We start from the raw sequence: 19,513 nt of genomic DNA, 5'->3' as shown, positions 1-19,513 counted from the left end.
GTTTGCTATGAAACAACCAGGAAAAGTGGGACGGTTGTTGCGCCAGTTGTGGCAATGGTGGCGTCGCCCGAGTCGGCTGGCGCTGGGAACGTTGCTTATTATCGGCTTCGCGGGCGGTATTTTCTTTCTGGCAACATCCCAGAAAGGCATGGAAATGAGCAACAGCGAGGCGTTCTGCATCAGCTGTCATGAAATGCGCAATACCGTTTATCAGGAATATATGGAAACCGCGCACTACAGCAACCGCAGCGGCGTGCGCGCCACCTGCCCGGATTGTCACGTTCCGCATGAATTTGTGCCGAAAATGGTGCGTAAGATTCAGGCCAGTAAAGAGCTGTACGGCAAAATAATGGGCACGATTGATACGCCACAAAAATTTGAAGCACACCGGCTGACGATGGCGCAGAGCGAATGGCGGCGCATGAAAAATAACAATTCTCAGGAATGCCGCAACTGTCACAACTTTGACTACATGGACTTCTCAGGGCAAAAAACCGTCGCGGCGGAGAAACACAGCGAAGCGATAAAACTCGGTCAAACCTGTATCGACTGCCACAAAGGCATCGCCCACAAACTGCCGGACATGCACGGCGTCAAAAGCGGGTTATAACCCGCCCCCTTCGTAACACTCGGGACGGCATATGCCGTCCTATCGTTGCTGACACAGTCCGTCGAGCGGGAGTAACGTATTCTTGTAAGTACCGTGAGGGTTTCGTGCGCAATTGAGTCGTGTGATTTTCTGCAACTCGCGTCGCATGCGCCCGACGCGGGGCGGCTCAATTGCCGTCGCCCCGCGACCCCTGGCTTTTCGCGGGGAATTACGCCGCTTCGCGGTGCCTTCGGCGCTCGTATCCGCTGATCGGACCGCCTGCGACGTGCTCCCAGCACGGCGCAGACTTTCGCGGCGTCCATGCCGCTCATCCGGCGGCCACGCTCACCTCAGCGCAATTCTTTACGCTCGAAGTCTTCACTGCAACAGTTGCAGAGAATTACCCTGCTTATTGCGCACGAAACCTTCACCGTAACAACAGAAACAACAAAAGGGCGAAGTTGCTGACACAGTCCGTAGAGCGGGAGTAACGGATAGATCGTAAAGACGCTGTAAATACATCCCTGTACGCTCGGATTGCGCCATCCATGGCGCAAACGCTTTACTCTTCTATTCCGTTACGCCCGTTTTCATTCGGCAAATAGGTTTGTCAACGGTCTGAAGGGCGATATATCGCCCCTCTGCTATTGATGATGAAGATAAAAAGAATTTACTTCCCTGTTGTCGCCTGCACCGACAGCGATGCTTTCGCCTGTCCGACGCTGCGCTCGATGACCGCACGGCGTGTGTCGTTTTGCGGTAACAGTTTCAGCATCATTTGCCAGGCATCAATCGCATCCTGATAGCGCTGGGCTTCATAGGCATTGAAAGCCAGCAGGCTCAGCACGCGCACATTGGTCGAGCCGGAATTCATCAGTTCACGCAGCATCTCACCACCGCGCTGGCTATCACGCGGATCGGTAGATCGCGACAGCAGGTCGGCATAGTCCAGCGCCAGATCCGTATTTTTCGGATCGAGCTGGAACGCCTTGGCAAACGCCTGTACGGACATGTCGTAGTTATTCAGTAAGCCCGCAATACGCCCCAGCATCCACCAGTCTTGTGGATTGTCCGGCTGCGTCTCCAACTGGCTACGTAATCCCAGACCGAGACGCGCGACTTCTTCAATGGTCAGCGGTTCAGCATCAGCATCCAACGCTCGCTTCATCAGGTCCGGCGTTAACGCCACAACCTGTTGCAACTCCTGCACGCGATTAACCGCCGAGGTTTTCCAAAACACACCGAGGCTGACAATGACCAGCAACAGCACGCCAGGCAGCAAAACCCAACTGTTCAGCGGACGCTGTTGTGCCTTCGCGCCGCCGGGAATATCCTGCAATAGCGTATGCTGGAGTTCTTCAACCAGTTGAGCACGCTCCTGCTCATTGGCAATATCCGCTGTAAGCTCACGCAGGCGGTCACGATACAGCGCCTGATTGATCGCATCGCGATCGTATTCGCCCCGTGACGACCACGGTGCAAGCAGCAGCGCGGAAAGCGCAATCAGCGATAGCACAATGACGGTTGTCAGTAACATCATTCCGATTTCTCCTCACGTCCCAACAGCGTCTGCAAGCGCTTTTTATCCTGTTCGCTCATCGGTTCTTTGGCGCTTCTGATGCGGCGTGCACGCCGGATAATCATCCACGCTCCTGCGGCCAGAAACAGCGCAGGCAGCAGCCATAATAGAATGGTAAACGGCGTGATCGGCGGTTCATACGTCACAAAATAACCGTAACGATCCACCATATAATCGACAACCTGCTCTTTCGTTTGCCCCTGCTGCATCAGCTCGTACACTTTTTGCCGCATATCCGACGCAATCATCGAATTGGAATCGGCAATACTGTTGTTCTGGCATTTCGGGCAGCGCAGCTGCATCGTCAACTCACGAAACTGCTGCTCCTGCGCGTCGTTGTCAAAACGCAAGACTTCGGATGACGCCAGCACGCTGAACGACAGCAGCAGCGCACCAAGGAAACTCAGCACTCTCATGCGCCGCCCTCCTTGCTGTATTTTTCCCACAGCGGTTGCAGCGTTTCTTGCCATACCTGCAAGTTGAGATCGCCCGCATGGCGATAGCGAATGATGCCTTTCCCGTCGATCAGGAAGGTTTCTGGCGCGCCGTACACGCCCAGATCCAGCCCCAGCATGCCGTCGCCATCAAATAAGCTCATTGCATAGGGGTTGCCCAGCGTCTTCAGCCATTCAACCGCTTTGGGGCGTTCATCTTTATAATTCATGCCCACGACGCGAATTCCCTGCGCCGCCAGCGTGTTGAGAAACTGGTGCTCCGCGCGGCACGTCGGGCACCAGGTCGCCCAGACGTTCAGCAGCAGCGGTTTGCCATCGCTCAGCTCAGATTGGCTATAAATCTTTCCCGGCTGATCCAGCGATTCCAGCCGAAACGCGGGAATCGGTTTACCGATCAGGGCCGACTCCAGCCGCATCGGATCGTCACCGTCGCTGTTGCGCACCAGTTGCCACAGCAAGGCCACGGCCAGCAGTAAAAACAGGGCGAGCGGGATTAACAAAATCTTACGGCTCATGATGCTGTCTCCCTAACGGCGCGACGCAGGCGATAGCGAGGATCAAACATGCACAGGATGCCGCCTAACGCCATCAGCCCCCCGCCGTACCAAATCCAGCGGATAAACGGTTTGTAATACAGCCGCACCGCCCAGCTACCGTCATCCAGCTTTTCACCCAAGGCCGCATAGAGATCGCGCGTCACGCCTGCATCAATCGCGGCTTCCGTCATGATCGCGCCGCTGGTATTGTAGAAGCGTTTTTCCGCTTTCAGCGTCGCTTCCGGTTTGCCGTTGCGCGTCACTTCAATCGTCCCTTTCGCGCTTTGCCAGTTAGGCCCCACGACATCACGCACGCCTTGAAACGTAAAACGGTAATCGTGGATCGCGATGCTGTCGCCAGTCCGCATCCGCACATCCCGCTCAACGCTATAATTCTGGCTGAAGGCGATCCCCACCACCGTCACCGCCAGCCCAATATGACCGCACACCATGCCCCACTGGCTGAGTGAGAGCGTGGTCAAACCGCGCAGCAGACCATGACGACGGGTGGAGCTGGTATGCAACTCGTACACCGTTAAGAAGAACACCCACAGCGCCATCGACAGGCCAACTACCGTCATGGCAACAATGGAATCCTGTAACAACCACGGCAGCAGCAGCGACAGCGCGGCGGTCACGGCCAGAGCAATCAACAGCAGCTTACGCAGCTTTTGCGGTTCATCGCGCCGCCAGCGAACCAGTGGCCCCACGCCCAGCAGTAAGGCAAACGGTGCCATTAACAGGGTGAACATGGTGTTGAAGAAGGGTGCGCCAATCGAGATGCTGCCTAAGCCCAGCTGTTTATGCACCAGCGGCAGCAGCGTTCCCAGCAGCACCACGAGCGTCGCCGCCATCAGGATCAGATTATTGCCGAGCAGGAAAGTCTCACGCGACCAGAGCGAGTTCGTGACCCGCGCCCTGACCCGGTTGCCTTTGATGGCGAACAGCAGCAACGAACCACCGATAACAATGACCAGAAACGCGAGAATAAACATGCCGCGCGCCGGATCGGAGGCAAACGCGTGCACCGACACCAATACGCCGGAACGCACCAGAAACGTCCCCAGCAGGCAAAGCGAGAACGCACCGATAGCCAACAGAACCGTCCAGGCCTTGAAGCTGCCGCGCTTTTCGGTAACCGACAGCGAGTGCAGCAACGCCGTGCCCACCAGCCACGGCATTAATGACGCATTCTCCACCGGATCCCAGAACCACCAGCCGCCCCAGCCGAGTTCGTAATACGCCCAGCCCGAACCCAGCACGATACCCAACGTCAGGAACGACCAGGCCGCCTGCGTCCACGGTCGGGACCAGCGTGCCCATGCGCTGTCCAGCCGTTCCGCCAGTAGCGAAGCGACCGCAAACGCAAACGCCACGGAGAACCCGACATAGCCCATGTAGAGCAATGGCGGGTGGAAGATTAACCCGACATCCTGCAACAGCGGATTAAGATCGCGCCCGTCAATCGGGTAGTCCGGCAACGTGCGCGTAAACGGGTTAGACGTCAGAATGATGAACAGCAGGAAGCCGACATTAATCATCCCCATGACGGCCAGCACGCGGGCGACCGCATCCAGCGACATCCCGCGGCTGAATACTGCCACCGCGAAGGTCCAGCCGCTCATCAACAGTACCCAGAGCAGCAGCGATCCTTCATGTGCGCCCCACGCTGCCGCCACGCGATACCACACCGGCAACGCGCGGTTCGAGTTGTTGGCTACGTAGAGGACGGTGAAATCATTGATCACCAGCGCATGCACCAACACGAGGAACGAAGCCAAAATGCATGCAAACAGCGCCCAGGCAAGAGGACGCGCCAGCGCCATCAGACGCGTATCCTGACGCGACGCGCCCCACAGCGGATACACGCTGAGCAACAGCGCGACGCCCAGCGCCAGACAGAGCAGATAATTGCCTACTTCAGGCATCATAACCGTTTACCCTCTGTGCCCGCTGCCGTTGCATGACCGTTTTGCCCTTCCATCGCCGCCTTAATTTCCGGTGGCGTGTAGTTTTCGTCATGTCGGGCAAGCACTTCTTTCGCCATGATGTGATCGTCGGTATCCAGAATGCCCTGCGCCACAACCCCTTGCCCCTCGCGGAACAAATCCGGCAGCATTCCGTTATAGGTCACATCCACGGAGCCCTGCGCATCATAAACGGTGAAGCGAACTTCCAGACTTTGGCTGTCGCGACGCACGCTGCCCGGCATCACCATGCCGCCGACGCGCAAACGCTGCCCGATCGCCGGTTTTTCCTGCGTTTCGTTCTTGCCGTAAAGAATTTCGCTGGGCGTATAAAAGAGATCGATATTTGAGCTCAGCGCATAGAGCGTCAGCGCTACCGTTAACACCGCGCCGCAGACGACGGCCAGAATGGCATAGAGGCGAGTTTTACGCGGGGCACTCATTGCGCCACCTCCATCGTTTCCGACTGGCGAGCCGTATTCTTGCGCTGCTCACGCGCCTGCTGGCGACGAATATCACTCAGCAATGCGCGACGATTCAAGAGGGTATGACCGACCAACGCACTCAGCGGTAACAGCGTTAGCACCACGGCCAGCCAGACGTAAAAGGCATAGCCGCCCATCGCAAAGAAATCCTGCCAACTCGTGAAAGCGATGTTCATCGGGCTATTCCTCCTTTATTAAGCAGCGCAGCCACCCAAGGGGCGCGGCGCTGCTGTACCAATATCAAGTTACGCAACCGCATCAGTGACAACGTCACGAATAAGCTCATAAATCCTAACATCATGATTCGCAGCGGGAGACGCATGGCGGGATCGATCGTTTTCTGCATTTTTGTCGATGCTTGATGCAGGGTATTCCACCACTCGACCGAGAAATGGATGATGGGTAAATTCACCACGCCTACCAACACCAGAATCGCCGCCGCACGACCGGCAAGACGGCGATCGTCAAACGCGTTGTAGAGCGCGATGATGCCCACGTACAGAAACAGCAAAACGAGTTCCGACGTCAGACGCGCATCCCAGACCCACCAGGTTCCCCACATTGGTTTGCCCCAGGTTGCGCCTGTCGTTAACGCAATAAAAGTAAACACCGCGCCGACCGGTGCCATTGCCGCTACGGCAAGCTCCGCCGTTTTTGACTGCCGAATTATCCCGATCAGCGCAAACATCGCCATCACGGCATAGACGCCCATCGACCACACGGCCGCCGGCACATGCAGGTACATGATGCGATACCCTTGCCCCTGCTGATAATCCGCGGGCGCAAACCCAAATCCCAGTAGGCAACCGCCGATCAACAGCGCCGCGCTAAGCAGGGCAAACCAGGGGATAAGCCTGCCGCAAAGGCCATAGAGGCGATCCGGCTGCGTAAGCTGATAGTTCTTTTTCAACATAACGTGTGCTCACTCTGCGTAAAACTCATCCCAACGGGACGATGAAGGCGATCCTGAGATCGGAAAATTACTGTATGCTCACCCGCAACGCCGCCGCCGTAGCAAACGGGCTCAGAGTGGCACTGCCTGCCAGAAAGGCACCGAGGATCGCCAGATACCCGCCCACCGGCAGTTGCATCATGGCGGCCTCGACCGCCGCCGTCGCAAAAATCAACAGCGGTATGGTGAGCGGCAAGACCAGCAGGCTTAACAACACGCCGCTGCGGCGCAGCCCGACCGTTAATCCCGCACCAATGGCACCCAGAAAACTGAGCGTTGGCGTGCAGAGCAACAGCGTGAGCGCCATCACCCGCCAGCCGTGGCTGTCCAGCCCAAACAGCAGCGCCGCCAGCGGCGAAAGCAGTAACAGCGGTAGCCCGCTGACCATCCAGTGCACCACCACTTTCGCCAGCACCACTAACGGCAGCGGCAACGGCAGCAGCGTCAACTGTTCCAGTGAACCGTCCTGATAGTCATCGCGGAAAAGACGATCCATCCCCAGCAACGAAGCGAGCAACGCCGCCACCCACACCACGCCGGGGGCCACGCGCATCAATAGCTGCGGCTCTGGCCCAATAGCCAGAGGGAACAAAATGATGACGATCAGGAAGAACCACAGCGGGTTGAGAATTTCCGCGTTATTGCGCAACGCGACGCGCAATTCTCGGGCAATCAGACGCTGCATGATGGGGTTCCCTCACTTGGAGTCAGCGAGATACAGCGAATGCGCTGAGCGAACGGACGCAGCGGCTGATGGGTGGTTAAAATGATGATGCCGCCGCGCGCAGTATGATGTTCCATACGCTGCGTCAGCATGTCGACGCCCGCCACATCAAGCGCAGTCAGCGGCTCATCCAGAATCCATAGCGGAACATCGGTAAGCCACAAACGCGCCAGCGCGACGCGACGCTGTTGCCCTGCCGAAAGACGCGCCACGGGCACGTCTTCATACCCAGCCAGCCCGACTGAGGCCAGCGCCTGCCAAAGTGCATCCTGCTGCTGGTGCGGATAGAAAAAGCGCAGGTTCTCTTCACCGGTCAGGGCGCTCTTGATGCCCGGCTGATGGCCTAGCCACAGAAGCTGCTGATTAAACTGCTCGCGCATACGGTTGATGCGTTGCCCTTGCCAGCAGATTTCCCCTGATTCTGGCGTCGCCAGACCGCTTAACATGCGCAACAGCGACGTTTTGCCCACCCCGTTGGCACCGGCAATCTGCACCATTTCTCCCGCGCTGGCCGTAAACGACAACGCGCTGAACAGCACATGCTCATCGCGTATGCAAACCACATCGCGCGCTTCTAACATCGGGGTGTACTCCTACTTTCTAATGCCATATACCCTAAATAATTCGAGTTGCAGGAAGGCGGCGACGCAGTGAATCCCCAGGAGCTTACATAAGTAAGTGACTGGGGTGAGCGAGAAAAGCCAACGCACATGCAGCTTGAAGTATGACGGCTATAGAATAACATGGTGCCCTTACTCCCCCTCTCGGGGACCCTAACCATAAAGAGTTAATCTGTTTTATTGAGATCAATAAAACCGGTGATTCCGGTTATTCTCGTCATCATGACGGTGCAAAAAGCCGCGCTTGTCCCTCTGATTCAAGGGGTATCACGCACTATTTCTGGCTGTTCTTCAGCAGCGTTGCCGTGTTGATTGCTTCGATCAACTGAACGCGATTAACCCGCGGGCTGTACGTATCCAGCAAGCGCTGCCAAATCGTAATCGCGCGCGCATAGTCCGCTTTCAGGAACGCATCAGACGCCAGCAGCATCAGCGCCGTCACTTCATTGGCATCCAGCGCCAGCGCTTTATCGACCATCTCTTGCATTGGGGGCGTGACGGCCTGACCCGCCTGGTAATACAACACCGTCGACAGCGCCGAATACAGCTCAGCACTGTCGCCCTTCAGCGCAATCGCCTGCCGATAAGCGCGCAGCGCGTTGTCGTAGGCGTTACGGTAAAGATAATATTCACCCAGCTCAGCCCAGAGGACGCTGTTGCCCGGCGTTTTACGAATGTTGTCCTGCAAGGTAACAAGCTGTTTCTCCTGCTGCTGTGCGTCGCTAAAATCATGTAGCGGATCGGCAAGCCGCAGGCGTTCCGTCTGAACCAGCGCTGCACGCGGACTTAGCATGTAGAACGCCGCACTGCCCAACAGGATAGCGACGATCGCGACCACAACGGCGATGACAGGCATTGGGCGCGGTGCAGAAGAAGAGGATGACGTTAACGGCAGGTCGTGAGACAGTTCGCGCCCCAGCATCCTGGCTTCATGTTCAGAAAGGTGCTTCTCTGCCTGCTCGCACTGGAAATGCCAGATGCGCTCGGCTAAACGCGGTAGCTTGTCATCCCCCTCCGTCTTGCGCAGAGGCAACAGTGGCCATAACAGTCCGGCAGCCAGAACGACAACCGCGATGGCGACAAACACCATGCTTAATACGTTCAGGTCCAACAGGTTCACGCTTAACAGGCTCATAGGCTTGCCCCACGGTTCTGTCGCCGTATCACCCGCCACGCGATAACCGCAATCGCTAATAGCAAAAGCAGTGGCGTAAGCCAGAGGATGCCGGTTTGCATTTTCATCGGCGGGTTGTACTGAACAAAGTCACCATAGCGCTGATTCATAAATGCCATAATGTCTGACTTGCTCTTGCCCTGCTCCACCATGGAAAAGACCTCATGGCGCATGCTGACCGCCACAGGCGAATTCGATTCCAGCAGGCTCTGGTTCTGGCATTGAGGACAGCGTAACTCACCGGCAATCGCCATAGCTTCCTGCCGCTGTGCCTGACTGGAGAATGCCCAGGTATCAACCACCTGAGCCGGCACAGAAAAAGCCAGCAACATGAAAAGGAGCGCCAGGTATTTAGTCATAGGCCCGTCTCCCCCTGAACCATCCCAGCAGTGCACCCGCGACCATCAGTAAACCGCCGCCCCACACCCAGCGAACACCGGTTTGCACATAGAAACGCATCGCATAGCGGTTCTCGCCCGTTTTCTCTCCCATCACGGCATACCATTCTCTGATCGGCCCCCAGGCAATGCCCGGCTCAACCATCTGCTGTTTGCGTGCGTTGTAGTAACGACGTTCCGGCATGACCTGAGCGATCGGTGAATCGCCGCGATAAATCGCAATCACGGCCTGCTCTGCGGTGTAGTTCTGTGCTGCCACTAACTCCAGTTGTAAAAATCGGAAATGGTAGTCGCCCAGCGTGACCTGTTCTCCCTGACCGACATTGGCGCTGATTTCCTGCTTGCTGCCCGCAGAGAACACAATCCCCAGGGCAAATAGCGCCACGCCCGTATGCGCCAGCAGCGCAGGAAGTTGCTGACGTATCGCCGACAGCGCTTGTAACCACTGCGCAGCCATAGCCCAACCGATCAAACCCGCAGCCAGTGCAACGGCATACCCATACGGCCATAAGACCAGAGCGGTAATAATGCCGACGGCCAGCGTCATGCCTAAACGCCGGACGGGCCATCGCGTGCTACGTTTCCAGTAGCCTCCCGCCGCTACCCCGATGAGCAGCAGCATCAGGCCACCGAAAGGCAAAAGCACGCGGTTAAAGTAAGGCGCGCCGACGGAGATTTTCCCCCAGCCCGACAGCCCATAGATCATCGGGTAAAGCGTGCCGAGCAGTACCACCAGTGCGACAGCGCTGAATAACAGCAGCACCAGCAGTATCGCCATTTCCCGCGACCAGCCGGAGAAGCGGGCAGCAGAGCGGACAAGCTGAGCACGCCAGCCGTAAACCGCCAGCGCCGCCATACTTAAGCAGGCAAACAGGATAAAGAGAGGCACTGCGCGGTCATGTTCGAGGGCGAAGGCATGGACAGAAACCAGTATCCCGGAGCGCACAATCAGCGTGCCCAGCAGGCATAAAATGAACGTCAGCAGCGCCAATATCAGCGACCAATGGCGGAAGATGCCGCGCATGCGGGTGACAGACAGGCTGTGCAGTAACGCGCTGGCCGTGAGCCACGGGAGTAGCGAGGCGTTTTCTACCGGATCCCAGAACCACCACCCTCCCCAGCCCAGCTCGTTATAAGCCCACCACGATCCCAGGATGATGCCCAGCGTTAACAGACTCCAGGCGGGCAGCGTCCAGCGCCAGCAAATCCAGGCGGCTGGCGCAGTAAACTCACCGTGAATCAGGGCGGCTAGCGCCAGCGCCGCACTCACGGTTAACCCACCATAGCCCAGATAGAGCAACGGCGGATGGAGGATGAGGCCAATGTGTTGCAACATGGGATTGAGATCCCTCCCCGCCACCGCTGGCGGGAAGAGACGCACAAAAGGATCGGAAAAGAACAGAATGAACACCAGCAGCGCGGTCGAAATCACGGCCAGCATCGCCAGCGTCAGTGGAAACAGATCGCTCGTCGCCTTGCGATAGCGGCAGGCAAACGCGGCACTCCAGCCAGTTAAACATAACAGCCACAGCAGCAGCGATCCTTCATGCCCGCCCCAGACCGCCGCAATTTTTAGCCCCAGCGGTAAATCACGATGGCTATGCTGGGCGACGTAGTTAACGGAGAAATCATCCTGCACCACGCTCAGCGTCAGCGCGATAAACGCGAACAGCACAAGGCCAAACAGTACTAACGTCCAGCACCGCGCCAGCCGGTAAGTGCCCGACCAGCGCAGGGAGTAACCTGAAAATGTCAGCAACGCCGTCGCCACACCGACGCAAACCGCCAGCGACAGCGCGACATACCCAAATTCTGGCAATAGCAACATCAACGGGCCTTTTGCTGGGAATTAGACAACGGTTAACTGCCCCGCATAGAGGATAAAGAAGCGCAGTAGCAAAACGCCCACCAGACTCAGGCCGCACACCGCCAACACGCCATAAGGTGAATGCTGTCGGCTAGCCCATGACTTGAGCAGCAAGGGAATAACTAATCCAATCCCTACCACGCCCAGCCAGAACCACACGGCCCAGAATCCCCCGCCCACGGCGGCCACCAGCGCCCGCTGCTTCCCATCGTCCCCTAAAGCAAGGCCGATAAAGAACGCGAACAGTAAGAAGATCTCTAACCACACGACTGGCGTTTCGACACGATGGATAAAGTGCGCTTCTTCACTATGCGGATTGCCGCGATAGCGGCAGGCCATGGCGATCAGCGCCACGGCTGCACCGGAGGACACCCCCGAAAACAGGAATAAAGCCGGCAAGATCGGGTTATTCAGCAGCGGATAGGTTTTCAGCGCGGAGAGTAAAAATCCGGTGTAAGCCCCTAACATCACCGCCAGCAGCAACATCACGATATCCAGCGATTTCTGCAGCGGTGCCAGCCAGCCGAGCACCTTGGGAACGAGGGTCAGCTTCGGTAGCCAGCGCTGTTGCAGCACGATAACCTGCTCGCTGAAAATGTTGACCAGCCAGACCGCCAGCGCCGCCATATAGACCTGAAACAGCATGACCCCAACGGACATTACCGAGGTAAAGCTGTAATGGAACATCAGTTTCCAGAACGTCCAGGGGCGCGTCAGGTGGAAGATCAGAATCAGCAATCCAAAGATGATGGTGCACGGTGCAAGAATCAGCGTTGTGCGCATGAGCGTACTGTCGGCGGTTGCCTGCTCGGGGTGGTAGCGCCGCAGCAGGGCCGCCAGCGTCACCAGCCCCGCAGAAATGCCCACCAAAAACAGGTAAATCGCAATCGGCCAGTCCCAGACTAACGAATCAAAATGGAATGCGCTTGAAGACACGGGCGTCATTGATGAACCTCCCCGTATTTAAACGGTACGCGATAAACCTTAGGACGAGTGCCGAGCGCGATTTTGTAGCGATACGTCGGCTGTTGACGAAGCAAGCGGGAAATCTCGCTGTCAGGATCGTCAAGGTTGCCGAACGTCAGCGCGTTAGTCGGACAAGACAACACACAGGCGGGCAGTTTTCCGGCCTTCAGGTTGGTCTTGCGGCAAAAATCGCACTTATCCGCCGTTTTCGTCTTCGGATGGATAAAGCGCACTTGATAAGGACAGGCAGCAAGACAGTATTGGCACCCTACGCACAGATCGGGATTCACATCTACAATGCCGTTTGCCGCATCGCGATACGACGCCCCGGTAGGACACACGTCAACACAAGGTGCATGATCGCAGTGCTGACAAGAGTGACGGAAAAAACGATATTTCACGTCAGGAAACGTCCCGATTGGTTCGCTGCGAACGATCGTCAGGCGCGAGACGCCCTCCGGCACCTGATTAACTTCCCGGCAGGCATCCATGCACGCCGTACAGCCGATACAGAGCGATTCATCGTGGATCATGCCGTAGCGGACGCCGTTGATATTCAGCGTCTGTGCGACGACCTGCCCCGCCGTACTGGTGATGGCAATCAGCCCCCCCATACGGGCAAGAAATTGACGACGAGAGCAACTCATGGCTGCCTCTTATTACCCAGATGAACTGAGGCTGGGTTGAAGTCTGGGTTATTGCGCTGATCGCTATGGCAATCCACACACAGTTTGATGCGACTCTTGTCGTTCAGCGTCTGCATACTATCCTGCGTGGGGTGCAGTTGATGGCAACTGGCACAGGCCACTTTCGCGACGTGCACATCGTGTGGCCAAAACGATTTCTGCAACTGTTCCGGCGTATGGCATGACATACAGACGCTGTTTTGCTCTTCCACCTTGTACATCGGGAAGTTAAAGCGCATGACATCTCTAACGCCTTCGCGGTGCATCGGCGATGGCTTGCCGTGACAGTTGGTGCAGGTCAGCTGTTTTTGATTATGCGGGTTGACGGCGGAGGCATGCTTGCCCTGCATGCCATCCTCTTCCGGTTTATGGCACTGTAGACAAGCCTCATCAGGATTGCGCTGCGGCATGACCTCCCAGCGCTCTCCTTTTTCCGCCTGAGGTGCGGGCTGTGTCAGCCCTGGCAATGCCCAAAGCATGCCTGATACCAGCACCCCGGCAGTCAATAACGAACGTAATACGCTCATATCCACTCCACTTTATGATCGCCCGCGTCCACGGGCGATGAGGGGTTATTAGTTCAGTCGTCCCGCTTTACGCGCTTGCTCATCCCACTGCGGCACTACCGTATTCAGGAAATCCTGTTTTTCGGCTTTGATTTGCTGCATGTTGAGCCCAATTGCCTGCTGCGCTTTCTCTTTCGTCGAGATATCCGGCAGCTTGATTTCTCCTGTTATCCCTTTCTGGGCCAACAGACGCACCAGCTTGGTTCTCGCCTCGGCGGATTTACTCAGCGAAGTGCCAAGCATCCGTAAGCCTTCATCCGGCGCATGCATGTGAATACCGTGAGAGGCAACCGCCAGATCCCAGCGCCATTGCGCATGGCGGATATCCATCAGAATCGGCTGCATTTCTGCTTCGGTTGCACCGGCATCCCAGGCCGCTTTCGCCTCAAAGTGCGCGTGAACCAGTTGCGCTTCTGCTTTCAGTTTTAAGTCCTGAATGGCCGTTTTGCGTTCAGCAACAACCGCCTGCATCGCCGCTTTATCCTGCGTGTGGCAATTGGTACAGGTTTCGCCATAATTGTCGAAAGGGTTACCTATCTTGTGATCGGTATACAATTTGCCGTCCGCGTTTTTCACTTTCGGCATATGGCAGTCGATACAGGTCACGTTGTTTTTACCGTGAATACCAATGCTCCAGGTTTCATATTCTGGATGTTGGGCTTTCAGCATCGGTGCGCGGGAAAGGGAGTTGGTCCAATCGGAGAAGGAGATCGCGTCGTAGTATTTTTCCATGTCTTCGACTTTGGTGCCGTTATCCCATGGAAATTTCACCGCCTTGTCTTTACCGGAAAAATAATACTCAACGTGGCATTGTCCACAGACCATAGATTGCTGGCCAAACCGACTGGCTTGATCAAACGGCTTACCAATCGCTTCCATTGCGCGCTCAGCGTAAGGACGGGACAGCGTCAGCGCCGGTTTGCCCTGAGCAAAATCCGGGGACGCGGTATCATGGCAGTCCGCACAGCCGAGATCGTTAGTAATCTCCGGCCCGCCTCGTGCCCATTTGCCTTTGAAGTAACCGTCCTCACCTTCCTGTTGAATCAAGCGGGCGACGTCCGGGCTTTTACAGCTCCAGCACGCCATCGGCAGAGGGCCATCTTCTGCCGTCTTTGGTGCGCCGGTACGCAGCGTTTCGCGCACATCCGTTATGGCATAGGCGTGGCCGCGCGGCTTGTTATAGTCTCTGGAGAAGGGATAACCCGCCCAGAGGATTACCATCATGGGGTCTTCTGCCAGCGCATCGTGACGCTCAGACTGTTCACTGGTTGCTTTCCACGAGTTGAACTGATCGGGGTGTTGATTGGTGAATACGGAGTTTCGTGCTTCTATCGGGGCGGGAGGGGGTGACGCCGGAGCATCAGCGGAATAGGCTGGCATCATTAGAAAGAGACTGGCTACCATGCCCCACAGATAGGAGACTGACATGCTTATCCTGACCATGCGTTTGTGTCCAATTTAAGCCGCCTACCGGCGGTCATTTTAGTTATCCATTTGACAGAAACCACAACAACTGTCGTGACATTACTCGCCCTATGAATAACAAAAAGATGCATTCAAAATATTGTTTTTGATCAAAGGTAAAGAAAAGTAATGAATCGTATCGAAAGTTATATGAGGCGTATCTCAGTCATGGAGAGTGGATATCACCAGGTGGGATGAGGGACTTAAACGCTGATGGCTTTAAAATTAAGCAGTTAAAAACTGGGTACTTACGTATCAAGGTAGGTGGCGAGAGCACTGGGATGACGTGTCCATGTCGATCATTCATCCCAGTGTATTTGCTGATAAAGCGTGGCGTTTTGCCTGATAGAAAAAGTTTAGGCGCTCAATAAGTGGGGCTTAAGTGAAAAATATTGCCCCAGAGTATGCCCTTATGTAATTTTTATTTCCCTTGGCCATAGGTCAATGCCAGCTTGGCGTAGAAATCTTCCAGCGTAAATCGGGCATCAACGGCGTTATACACCCGAATCTGGCGCGCCTTGTCCTGCGGTGCATAGGTCAGATCGTCGTTTAGTTGCGGTGCGTTGACCAGCGTGTAGTGGTATTCATGGTCATCCAGCAGCAGCGAAACCGCGGGGTTATCGCCTAAGACCCAGACTTCACTTTTCGGCCAGGGAACGTCTTTGATGGTTTCGGAAATCGCACGGTTAAACTCGATCAACTGTTGCCACAGGTACTCCCCGACTTTCCCCTGCGGCTTAACGCGCACGGCAAGCTCAGACAGCGAGACGCGCACGGACATATAGACATTATGCGGCACCTGCCACAACGGCACCTGAGACTTGAATACGCTGTTCGCCGCAACCGGATCATTGAACATATTGTATTCCCAGCCGCCTTTCGGATAAGGCATGCCGCCAATCCACACCACCGTCATTTTGCTGGCGATCTTTGGTTCAGCCTGCAATGCAGCAGCGATATCCGTAATCGGCCCCATGACTAGCACAAACAGCGGATGTGAGTCGTCTTTTAACGCTTCCTTGATCAGCATTTGCGCCCCTTCACTCAACACAGGCGCACTACCGTCGGCTTTCAGGGCGTGCGTCGCACCGCGATAAACAGGAATGTCCGTTTTTCCCATCACGTTCATCAGGCGCTGAAGCTCGTGGTAGCTTTCCATCATGCTGTTTTCGCCATCACGTTTCATCAACGGCGCGGTACGGGAGTAATGGGCAGCAATTAGCCCTTTCACCTGCATCGTCGGCGTCAGTACCGCATGGGCCACGGCAAAATCATCGTCAGCCTCGTTTTTAGCATCGGCGCTAATAATGACGCGAATCTGCTTATGGTCAGCAACGTCAAAAGGGGAATTTTGGGCCTGTGCGCTGAACGCACTGAGGAAAGGCAATGCCGCGATCAACAGGGCAAAACGGGAAAAGTATCTGCGAATAGACATGATTATCCTTAACGCTAACGGTGCTTGGCGGTCGTTGATATGGCAGCCCAGCGATTCGGGCTGCCATCAAAGAAGCGGGCATGCGACGACGCTGCCCGCAGCATGAAGACGCTATTTAAAAAGCTTCTGAACAAACTCACTGTAGGCTGGTCGCCAGACATCCATTTCATGACCAAGATCGGGATAATGGCGGTAATCAAACCGGATATTCTTCTGCTCCAGTGTCGTTTTCAGACCCGCAATATCCTTACCCGTAATGTTGTCGGTCTCGCCAATCACCACCGTGAAATTATTCAGTTGCTGATTAATCTGCTCCGGCCGCTCAAGCTGTGCAGCAACGGCCGCGTTTGGCACCGTTTCGGTGGTCACGCCGCTGAACGTCGCCAGCCAGCCGAAATGATCCAAGTGGCTCATGCCGGATACCAGTGCCTGATAGCCGCCCTGCGACAGCCCGGCCAGCGCCCTGCTGTTTGCATCCTGACGGACGTTAAAGCGTTTGCCGATTTCGGGGATGATGTCATGAATGAGTTCCCTGTCCGCCGCTAACGCATTGCGCGGATAGAACACATTGCGGCGCTCCTGCGGGGGATACTCTTCCGGGATAATGCCAGGAACATCCGTTTCCGTATCAGGAATGACGACCAGCATCGGCTCAATCTTTTTCTCTGCCAGCAGGTTATCCATCATCTGCGGTATCCGCCCCTGCACCACGGCCGATGCGCCCGTATCGCCAAAGCCATGGTAGAAGTACAGCACCGGCAGCGGTTTTGACGATTCGCTATAGCCCGGCGGCGTCCAGACATACACCTGACGTTCTGATTTCAAGGCTTTCGAGTGGTAGGTCAGCGTTCTCAGCTCACCGTGTGGCACCTGACGCACGTCCAGAATACTTCCCGGCACCAGAATCAGGCTGGTATTCACCTGACGCTGCGGCTTGGTAAACGCCGTACCGGTATCAATGGTGCGAAAACCATCTACGCTGAAAAAATATTCATACAGGTTCGGTGCCAGCGCTGGCGTTTTGAACGACCATACGCCAGATTCATCTTTCGTCATCGCATGGGACACGATGCTATCGGGCGTCGAACCGGTAAAAACACTGACCTGCTTCGCCGTCGGCGCAAACAGGCGGAAAGTGATGCTGCTATCCACGTTCACCGCCGTGACGTATTCACTCATGGGGACAGTTGCCGCGGGCATAACAGGAAAATCGGCAGGGAGCGCAGAAGCGTTGATAGAAACACCCGTTAAGACACCCAGAGCTAATAATGATAAAGATATTTTCTTCATGTTCATTCGCATAATTCCATCCCGAATATCACGTTATCGAGTCTGTTTTTGCTAAATGTAGCGGCACCGCCGAAGCGATGCCGATGTGGTGACAGCAATTACCACCAAACTTCCGCTTGAACACCCACGGAGAATTGATCGCTCTTACTGTCGTTAAAGGTGGCTTTACTGATATCGTTATCTTCAATTTTCAGGTAAGAACCATAGAACCGAATCTCTGGACGAGAATTCAGGATACTCGTGTCAACTTTAAGCGCATGGTACAGCGTGGTTTTATAACCTGACTCGTGATAATTCACACCATTGGCCTTATTGGTTTGGTTAAAATATGCCAATTCGACCCCAGTCTGGTTAAATTTATCCCAAATATAAGCAGGACGTAATACCGCACGGATGCTGTTGAAATCGGTATGCGCTCCCGTGTCATAGCTGTATATGTCATTACCTTGTGAATAAACCAGCGCATTCGCCATAATGACATCATCACGCAGATACATTTCTCCTTGCGAGATCGCGCGGAAGGCATTACCTGAATGATTACCATAGTAGTCACCATTACGGCTATACGTCGGATTAGCATCAGAGATATTAGCAAAACCACTAGCAATAGAATTACTCGCGCCTTGCACGGTGAATTCATTAAATCCACCGTTATATAATCCTTGGCGTAAAATGACACCCGCGGTCCAGGCATCTTTCAATTTATACGATAAACCATCGATTTCATTATTATTCTGCACATTGCTCTTATTGGCTTGCGCATATTTACCAATCAGAGACAGTGTAGCATCATCCCACAGCGGAATACCTTTATAACGGATATCAACCGCATTGGTATTGACCTGATTTTTATCTTTCTTCGGATCATTATATACGAATCGCCGTGCGTTAACGTCTTCACGGTTCAAAGAGACATCAAGTTTACCCACGCCCAACTGCCAGTTCTCAATACCTACACCGCCCGCCGCTTCTGAACGGTGGCTTTTCCAGTCCAGCATCTGAATTTCATAGACTGGCAGGGTATTTTTACCTACCCAAAAATCAGCCTCTGGGGCAAATGGTAAAAACCCTTTTGTATTGACGTACATCTGGGAGAATTGCAGTTTGTTTTCATTATCGGCGTCTTCGCCAAACCAGGCGCTGTTGTACTGCATACCCACGTTACCATCCAATTGGATGACGGCATCGACACGTTTATTCCCTTCTGCATACACTTTTTGGCTCAGTATGAGATCGAACCAACCACTGTGCTCATTACCAAAACGCCCTAATGAACCAATCGCATACGATTTTGGTGCGCCATGATCGGCCGTTGCCCATCCAGAACGGAAATACCCCGTATAGCTAAAGCCAATATCATCCTTAACGAATTTACTCACTTCAGCTAACGTTAATGGCTTCTGTTGTGCACTTGTCGCGGCATCAGTCGTATTTGTGGCGGGTTGGACAACAGGCGAAAGAACCACCTGATTAGCCGATGATGTGCCAGAAGACGCAACAACCAGCGGTTTATCTTTTGCCGCAGAGTTTGCTGCAAGACGTGCTTTATTTTCTGCGTTCGTCTTATATTCACGAAATTCTTTTTTCGTTGACTGCAATTCGGCTTTATTTGCCGCCAGTTCTTTCTCCAATAGTTCCAGCCTTTCTTCTACGGTCAATTTCGCGGCCATAGCACCATTAGACAAAAACGCTGCGGACATCAGTAATACCATCATCTTTACAGGGAATTTTTTACGCATATTTATTATCCGAGTAGGGTA

Annotated in this window: 20 protein-coding genes; 1 reads left to right on the top strand and 19 read right to left on the bottom strand. The window is 54.9% G+C overall.

All coding sequences use genetic code 11. From position 1 onward, the window contains the following. Window positions 1–7 precede the first annotated feature (7 nt). The gene (gene napC, locus ACIPUG_RS00190) at window positions 8–610 is read left to right on the top strand and encodes a cytochrome c-type protein NapC (protein ID WP_010276503.1); all 603 of its coding nucleotides are present in this window, start codon (window positions 8–10) and stop codon (window positions 608–610) included. A gap of 649 nt (window positions 611–1,259) precedes the next feature. On the opposite strand, the gene ccmI is transcribed toward napC, so the two are convergent. From ccmI to ACIPUG_RS00095, 19 genes are all read right to left on the bottom strand, one after another. Then, window positions 1,260–2,129 carry a c-type cytochrome biogenesis protein CcmI gene (gene ccmI, locus ACIPUG_RS00185; RefSeq protein ID WP_400336803.1) on the bottom strand — a complete coding sequence of 290 codons (870 nt, stop codon included), beginning with the start codon at window positions 2,127–2,129 and terminating at the stop codon, window positions 1,260–1,262. Then, window positions 2,126–2,584 carry a cytochrome c-type biogenesis protein gene (locus ACIPUG_RS00180; protein ID WP_014915769.1) on the bottom strand — a complete coding sequence of 153 codons (459 nt, stop codon included), beginning with the start codon at window positions 2,582–2,584 and terminating at the stop codon, window positions 2,126–2,128. Before ACIPUG_RS00180 ends, ccmI begins: the two co-directional genes overlap by 4 nt. Next, a complete protein-coding gene (locus ACIPUG_RS00175) occupies window positions 2,581–3,138 on the bottom strand; it encodes a DsbE family thiol:disulfide interchange protein (protein ID WP_014915770.1) in 558 nt (185 codons plus the stop codon). Before ACIPUG_RS00175 ends, ACIPUG_RS00180 begins: the two co-directional genes overlap by 4 nt. Next, window positions 3,135–5,090 carry a heme lyase CcmF/NrfE family subunit gene (locus ACIPUG_RS00170; protein WP_400336801.1) on the bottom strand — a complete coding sequence of 652 codons (1,956 nt, stop codon included), beginning with the start codon at window positions 5,088–5,090 and terminating at the stop codon, window positions 3,135–3,137. Before ACIPUG_RS00170 ends, ACIPUG_RS00175 begins: the two co-directional genes overlap by 4 nt. Beyond that, window positions 5,087–5,569, bottom strand: coding sequence for a cytochrome c maturation protein CcmE (ccmE, locus tag ACIPUG_RS00165; RefSeq protein ID WP_039314390.1), 483 nt, complete (start codon window positions 5,567–5,569; stop codon window positions 5,087–5,089). Before ccmE ends, ACIPUG_RS00170 begins: the two co-directional genes overlap by 4 nt. Continuing rightward, on the bottom strand, window positions 5,566–5,787 hold the full coding sequence (ccmD, locus tag ACIPUG_RS00160; RefSeq protein WP_010276482.1) for a heme exporter protein CcmD: 222 nt from the start codon (window positions 5,785–5,787) through the stop codon (window positions 5,566–5,568). The genes ccmE and ccmD overlap by 4 nt, the downstream gene beginning before the upstream one ends. Further along, window positions 5,784–6,524 carry a heme ABC transporter permease gene (locus ACIPUG_RS00155; RefSeq protein WP_039314388.1) on the bottom strand — a complete coding sequence of 247 codons (741 nt, stop codon included), beginning with the start codon at window positions 6,522–6,524 and terminating at the stop codon, window positions 5,784–5,786. Before ACIPUG_RS00155 ends, ccmD begins: the two co-directional genes overlap by 4 nt. A gap of 67 nt (window positions 6,525–6,591) precedes the next feature. After that, window positions 6,592–7,248 carry a heme exporter protein CcmB gene (gene ccmB, locus ACIPUG_RS00150; RefSeq protein WP_014915774.1) on the bottom strand — a complete coding sequence of 219 codons (657 nt, stop codon included), beginning with the start codon at window positions 7,246–7,248 and terminating at the stop codon, window positions 6,592–6,594. After that, window positions 7,236–7,868 (bottom strand): cytochrome c biogenesis heme-transporting ATPase CcmA, encoded by a 633-nt coding sequence (ccmA, locus tag ACIPUG_RS00145; RefSeq protein ID WP_039276564.1) that lies wholly within the window; start codon window positions 7,866–7,868, stop codon window positions 7,236–7,238. The genes ccmB and ccmA overlap by 13 nt, the downstream gene beginning before the upstream one ends. Before the next feature lie 313 nt (window positions 7,869–8,181). Then, the gene (gene nrfG, locus ACIPUG_RS00140) at window positions 8,182–9,042 is read right to left on the bottom strand and encodes a heme lyase NrfEFG subunit NrfG (protein ID WP_400336798.1); all 861 of its coding nucleotides are present in this window, start codon (window positions 9,040–9,042) and stop codon (window positions 8,182–8,184) included. Then, window positions 9,039–9,440, bottom strand: a complete 402-nt coding sequence (nrfF, locus tag ACIPUG_RS00135) for a heme lyase NrfEFG subunit NrfF (RefSeq protein WP_400336796.1) — start codon at window positions 9,438–9,440, stop codon at window positions 9,039–9,041. Before nrfF ends, nrfG begins: the two co-directional genes overlap by 4 nt. Continuing rightward, the gene (locus ACIPUG_RS00130; protein WP_400336794.1) at window positions 9,433–11,307 is read right to left on the bottom strand and encodes a heme lyase CcmF/NrfE family subunit; all 1,875 of its coding nucleotides are present in this window, start codon (window positions 11,305–11,307) and stop codon (window positions 9,433–9,435) included. The genes nrfF and ACIPUG_RS00130 overlap by 8 nt, the downstream gene beginning before the upstream one ends. Before the next feature lie 21 nt (window positions 11,308–11,328). Beyond that, a complete protein-coding gene (gene nrfD / locus ACIPUG_RS00125) occupies window positions 11,329–12,291 on the bottom strand; it encodes a cytochrome c nitrite reductase subunit NrfD (RefSeq protein ID WP_039467870.1) in 963 nt (320 codons plus the stop codon). Next, a complete protein-coding gene (nrfC, locus tag ACIPUG_RS00120) occupies window positions 12,288–12,959 on the bottom strand; it encodes a cytochrome c nitrite reductase Fe-S protein (protein ID WP_039276549.1) in 672 nt (223 codons plus the stop codon). Before nrfC ends, nrfD begins: the two co-directional genes overlap by 4 nt. Next, a complete protein-coding gene (gene nrfB, locus ACIPUG_RS00115; RefSeq protein ID WP_010305738.1) occupies window positions 12,956–13,525 on the bottom strand; it encodes a cytochrome c nitrite reductase pentaheme subunit in 570 nt (189 codons plus the stop codon). The genes nrfC and nrfB overlap by 4 nt, the downstream gene beginning before the upstream one ends. A 48-nt stretch (window positions 13,526–13,573) precedes the next feature. Further along, window positions 13,574–14,992: an ammonia-forming nitrite reductase cytochrome c552 subunit gene (gene nrfA, locus ACIPUG_RS00110; RefSeq protein WP_400336792.1), complete on the bottom strand. Its 1,419-nt coding sequence runs from the start codon at window positions 14,990–14,992 to the stop codon at window positions 13,574–13,576. 457 nt (window positions 14,993–15,449) lie between these two features. Further along, complete coding sequence (locus ACIPUG_RS00105) at window positions 15,450–16,463, bottom strand: nucleoside hydrolase (RefSeq protein ID WP_400336790.1); 1,014 nt, start codon at window positions 16,461–16,463, stop codon at window positions 15,450–15,452. A gap of 111 nt (window positions 16,464–16,574) precedes the next feature. Next, complete coding sequence (locus ACIPUG_RS00100) at window positions 16,575–17,759, bottom strand: alpha/beta hydrolase (RefSeq protein WP_400336788.1); 1,185 nt, start codon at window positions 17,757–17,759, stop codon at window positions 16,575–16,577. Between the two features lie 92 nt (window positions 17,760–17,851). Continuing rightward, window positions 17,852–19,492 carry a carbohydrate porin gene (locus ACIPUG_RS00095; protein WP_400336786.1) on the bottom strand — a complete coding sequence of 547 codons (1,641 nt, stop codon included), beginning with the start codon at window positions 19,490–19,492 and terminating at the stop codon, window positions 17,852–17,854. Window positions 19,493–19,513: the final 21 nt, after the last annotated feature.

The sequence above is a fragment of the Pectobacterium sp. CHL-2024 genome (assembly GCF_044751765.1).
In the GTDB taxonomy this organism is placed as follows: domain Bacteria; phylum Pseudomonadota; class Gammaproteobacteria; order Enterobacterales; family Enterobacteriaceae; genus Pectobacterium; species Pectobacterium brasiliense.
This window is presented reverse-complemented; position numbering and strand designations above follow the sequence as displayed.